General features: G+C 63.0%; 4 protein-coding genes. 3 read left to right on the top strand and 1 reads right to left on the bottom strand.

The window, feature by feature from the left end; translation table 11 throughout:
* The 3 genes from B3520_RS04815 to B3520_RS04825 form a co-directional block, all read left to right on the top strand.
* On the top strand, positions 1 to 645 hold a 645-nt coding region (locus tag B3520_RS04815; protein ID WP_286875518.1), incomplete at its 5' end, for a FecCD family ABC transporter permease.
* Between the two features lie 3 nt (positions 646 to 648).
* Entirely contained in the window at positions 649 to 1,431 is a 783-nt protein-coding gene (locus B3520_RS04820; RefSeq protein WP_286807221.1) for a heme ABC transporter ATP-binding protein, read from the top strand.
* Positions 1,424 to 2,341, top strand: a complete 918-nt coding sequence (locus tag B3520_RS04825; RefSeq protein ID WP_286807222.1) for a cobalamin-binding protein — start codon at positions 1,424 to 1,426, stop codon at positions 2,339 to 2,341. Before B3520_RS04820 ends, B3520_RS04825 begins: the two co-directional genes overlap by 8 nt.
* A gap of 1 nt (position 2,342) precedes the next feature.
* Here the strand turns inward: B3520_RS04825 and B3520_RS04830 are convergent.
* On the bottom strand, positions 2,343 to 5,318 hold a 2,976-nt coding region (locus tag B3520_RS04830; RefSeq protein WP_286875519.1), incomplete at its 5' end, for a DUF3857 domain-containing protein.

The raw sequence follows: 5,318 nt of genomic DNA on the forward strand, positions 1-5,318 counted from the left end.
CTAGGCGCGTTTCTGGGTGGGCTGCTTACCGTGTGGTTGGTCTATCGGGTGGCGACCGGCATCAATGGCACCTCCGTGGCCACCATGCTGCTGATGGGCATCGCGGTGTCCGCTCTATCTGCCAGCGCCACAGGGCTGCTGGAGTACTTTGCGGACAACGAAATGCTCCGGCGGATCAGCCTCTGGCGGATGGGCGGCCTGGAAGGGGCCAACCTGACCCGAGTGCTACTGGCCGGCGGTATTCTGACCGTGGCACTGCTGGCTCTGCCGTCCTTCGGGCGGGCGCTCAATACGCTGCTTCTGGGTGAGTCTCAGGCCCGCCACCTCGGGGTGGATGTCGAGCGGCTGAAAACCCGGTTGATCATTCTGGTGGCGGCGGGGGTCGGGCTCTCAGTGGCGGTGGCCGGCAGCATCGCCTTTGTCGGGCTGGTGGTGCCGCACATGATCCGGCTGTGGGTGGGGCCGGATCATCGCTACCTGTTGCCCCTGTCGGCGCTGGGGGGCGCGGTGTTGCTGTTGCTGGCGGATGTGGCGGCTCGCACCGTGATGGCTCCGGCCGAATTGCCCGTGGGCCTGGTGACGGCCCTGTTGGGGGCGCCATTCTTCATTTCCCTGCTGCGCCAGCGCCGCTTTGAAGGGGCTTAGTCCATGTCATTACTGCACATCGATCAACTGAGTGTCTGTATTGACGAGCGCGAACTGGTCTCCTCGGTGTCACTGGCGGTACAGCCGGGTGAAATTCTGGCTTTGATCGGGCCCAACGGGGCGGGTAAGACCACACTGCTGCGTGCCATCAGTGGCGACCTGAGTCCGGGCGCGGGGGAAATCCGGTTCAACGATCGGGTGCTGGCGCACTGGCCCGCGGGCGAGAAGGCCCTGGCGTTGGCGGTGCTGACCCAGTCCAATCCGCTGGCCTTCCCGTTTACCGTGTCTGAGGTGGTGGCGCTGGGGCGCACGCCCCACAGTACCGGCGTGCTTATCGATGAACAGGTGTGTGCGGAGGCCATGGCGGCGCTGGATGTGACGCACCTGGCCGAGCGGCTCTATCCGTCCTTGTCGGGCGGTGAAAAGCAGCGGGTGCAACTGGCCCGGGTGATGGCCCAGATCTGGCGCCCGGATACCGCCGCCGGTAGGCTTCTGCTGCTTGATGAGCCGGTGGCGGCACTGGATCTGGGCCATCAGCGCCAGTTGATGCAGGCGGTGCGGGCCTTTGCCGATCGGGGGGTCGGGGTGGTGATGGTGGTGCACGATATCAGCCTGGCCGCCGCATACAGCGATCATCTTCTGGCACTCAAAGATGGTGGTCGGGTGGCCTATGGTTCGCCGGATGAGGTTGTGAATACGGCGCTGATTGCGGATCTGTTCGATACGGAGGTGGAGGTGATTCCCCATCCGAAAACGGGAAAACCGGTGGTATTGGCCAATGGGTAAACGTAAGGGTTTGTTTCGTCGGTTTTTGACGGCGTTTATTTTGCTGCTTGGTTTATCCCTCGGACTCCATGCACTGGCCCAGATTCAGGTAACGGATGATCTGGGCCGGGAGATCACTCTGGAGCAGCCGGCCACGCGGTTGATTGCGCTGGCACCGCATATCGTGGAGAACGTCTACAGCGCCGGCGCGGGTGACCGATTATTGGCGGCGGTGGATTACAGTGACTATCCACCGGAAGCCCAAAAGTTGCCGCCCCTGGGGAGCGCCCAGTCGGTCAGTGTTGAGGCCGTTTTGGCACTGGAGCCCGATCTGGTGTTGATGTGGGCCACCGGTAACAGTCGGACCTTGCGTCAGCAGTTGGAGCGGCTTGGAATCAACGTGTATGTGGATGAGCCACGTACCCTTGAGGATGTGGCTCGCTCGGTCCGCTCCATCGGCGCACTCACGGGAACCGGGGATAGCGCTGAACAGGTCGCCCAGAGACACCTGAATCGATTGGCCGAGCTGCGGGCTCGATACAGCGAGCGAACACCGGTCAGCGTGCTGTATCAGGTCTGGCATCAACCCCTGCAGACCCTTAACGGCGAACACCTGGTGAGTGATGTAATTCGCCTGTGCGGTGGACGCAATGTCTACGCCGATGCCAAACCTCTGGCACCGACCATCAATATGGAGTCGGTGTTGGAGCGCGATCCCCAGGTCATTGTGGCCAGCGGTATGGGAGAGGAGCGCCCGGACTGGCTGGATGAGTGGACGTCGTGGTCCGAGTTGACGGCGGTACAGCAGGACAACCTGTTTTTTGTGCCGCCGGATCTGATTCAGCGGCACACGCTGCGCATCCTGGATGGCGCCGAACTGTTCTGCCGGCACATTGACCGGGCCCGCCAGCGCCTGTCAGACGACCCCTGAGTTAGCGGGTCGCCTGATCCGAGTGTCGACTGCGGGTCACCGGGCGGGAGAGGGCGTCGATGGCGTTCAGGGTAAACGCCTGGAAGTCGCGGTAGTCGTTGGCCGAGAAGCGGCCGGCTTCGAGTCGGTAGTCAAACTGATGGGTCAGCGCATCAGCGCCGGCGAGGGACCTTGAGCGAAAGTGACCAAAGCGGGACTGGTCGTGCTGGTCGACCACCGGTTCCGGGGTCCGTTCGTCCTCCACCGGGTAGGTGATGCGGGAGGTCAGCCGCAGGGGGTAGGCGATCTCAAAGTCCGTCTGTCGATCGTGCACGTAATGACTGCTGAGATAGTAGCGCTCCCAGTAGGCCGGATCGATGACCGCCGCCTGACCCCGCTGGCGCGCGCTCCGGCCGACCCGGTAGTCGAGCGTCAGGATCAGTTCCTTCTCGGTGTCGTCCAGGTTGTCCACGGACAGTGATTCCACAATCACCGGCCGGCCATTTTCCCCGAGGAACCGCTGCACCCAATTGAGCCGCTCGCGGGGCTCGATATCTTTGAAATAGCCGCGCAGGCTGGAGGCAAAGTAGGCGCTCATGGTCAGGCTTTCCCGCACCCGGGTTTCGCCGTTGGGCAGGGCGCTCAATGACCGACGGATGTCGACTCGGCTGGGGTCGAGGGCGGGCACCTGAACCAGCGCAGGGCGCTCTCCCAGGGTCAGCGTCCAGGTGCTTCCCAGCCCGTCCGGTGCGACCCCGAGCAGATCGATGTTTTTGTTGGTGGCATCGATAAAGGTGCCGCCATTCCACTCCGGCAGATACACGACCATATGATCAAACTGATCGATGCTGGGCATGTCGGGGTCCACCGGGCCGGACAGATTGGCCAGGGCCAGCTCGGCGGGAATCCCGGCTTCGCGCAGCAGGCGCCAGAGCAGTACCGAGTGGTCCTTGCAGTCGCCAAAGCGGTCCTGAAGAATCTGCTGCGGTGGGTTGGGGGTGTAGCCGCGCACCCCGAACTCGAGCGCTTTGTAGGTCAGGGTGCGTTGCACATAGCCGGCAAGGGCGGCTATGCGTGCCCCGGTATCGTCCGGGGCGAGGCCGTCGGTGAGTGTGGCCACCAATGCATCCAGCTCCGGAGTGTCCGCGAGAATGACCTCGTTCACCCGCGTCCGGTAGTCTGATCCGGCTTCCCGCCACTGATTTTTACTGACCACAACCACACTGGCCATATAGTCTTCATCGTCCACTTGCATCGGCTCCCACAGCGCCGGGGTCGGGTTTTCCACGGTCCAGAGCAGAGAGTTCCGGCGCTTTTTGGGCTGGGGCGCGTTGGTCTGGTTGTACAGCAGGTAATCCAGTTCGCCCTCGATATAGAGCGCCGATAGCCCGATCGGACGCTGGCCGGACAAATATAGGCGCTCGAACGGGAATCGCTCGGCCGGGGAGCGCTGTTCCAGAGTGTATTCAAACTCGATCCGGTAACCCGGCGCCAATCCGGCCACCGGGGCGCGAACAACCTTGCCGAAGGTGGCCTGGTCGTAGTCCTCGGCATCGCCAATGTACAGGCTGCTCCGGTCCAGTGAAGACACCCGCTCGCCGTCTTCGTCAAACACCTCGAGGCGGTTTATATACAGGCGTTCAGAAAGCGGGTTGTAGCGGGCCATCAGCGTGCTGTGACGATTGACGCCGGCGGTGTCGTGCACCTGGATATGACGCACCTCGGTGGTTTTGAGCGGTCTGGCCGGGTCGTAGTGATAGGCCGTGACCGTCAGGGGGTAATGAGAGTCATAGCCGTCTATATCACTCACCTCGTCCGGAGGCGTCAGGGCGGGCCAGGCCACCGGCTCAATGGGGGTGTTGATGGAGGCGGAATCGCCCTTGCCCAACTGGGCGTTGGTGAAGCGCAGGTATTCAGCGGTGGCCCGGTCACCGGGCTGCAGGACCAGTGCCTGCTCGAATGACGCCTTGGCCTCCCGGTAGCGCTCAAGATGGTATTGGGCATCGCCCCGATAGTTGTACACGGTATTGGAACCCAACCCCCGTTCAATCAGCCGATCGCTGTAGGCGATGACCGCTTCGTAATCCCGCATGTCCCCGAGCACATCCATCCGGGTGAGGTGCAGGTTGGGGGAGTGAACCCCCCGGCGATCCGCCTCATCCAGAACCGTCAGGGCCTGCTGGTAGGCGGATCGGGCCCGGGCGACTTCTGCCTGCGCCTGGATGGCGACTGCGCCGGGCTGGCGGGGGCTGTGCTGGTCTAACACGGCCTGGGCCTGGTCGGCCCGATCCTGTTGCAGCAGGCTCTGCACATACGCGTAGAGGTCGTCTTCTGACAGGGAACCCAGTGCAAAGCCGCGCTGATAGTGGTCGATGGCGGCTGGATAGTTCTGCAGGTGGTACTCAAACCAGCCCAGCCAACCCTGGATCATGGCGTCGCTCTGGGCCTGAATGTCCGGGTGCTGCATGAACGCCAGCCCGTCCCGGTAGCGGTTCAGCAAGTTGTAGGTGGAGGCGGTGTTATTGATATAGACCTTGTCCTGTGGATCGAGTCGGGCGGCAAGGGCAAACCCTTTTACCGCGTCCAGATGGTTCTCTGCATTGTGGAAGTAGAGCCCGGCGGCGTTGTAGAACCAGGCTTGCGCCACGGGGTCGGCCGCAGCGTTGGGCTTTGACCAACTCACAGCGTCGATGACCTCTTCGGACAGAGTATCCAGGGCCGCGTCGTCCAGGGTGGTCCAGACGGCAAACAGGTGGGTGCAATCACCCCGGTTGACCAGGTGATAGCGAAAGCGCAGCGGCAGCTCATTCTCCCTGGGCAGAAGCCGCTCCCAGGACGCCGCCTCCTGTTCGCCAATACGTCGGGATTGGGGGTTGCGGACTCCCGGTGTGGGGTATTCGTGCCCGATGGCCCGTAACAGAGCATAGCGCACCGCCTCTTTACCGGGCCGCCAGTCGGTGAAGCAGGCGGGGACCGAGACGAAGGCTCCCTGCCAGCG

This window comes from Marinimicrobium sp. UBA4509 (assembly GCF_002388575.1).
Classification (GTDB): domain Bacteria; phylum Pseudomonadota; class Gammaproteobacteria; order Pseudomonadales; family Cellvibrionaceae; genus Marinimicrobium; species Marinimicrobium koreense.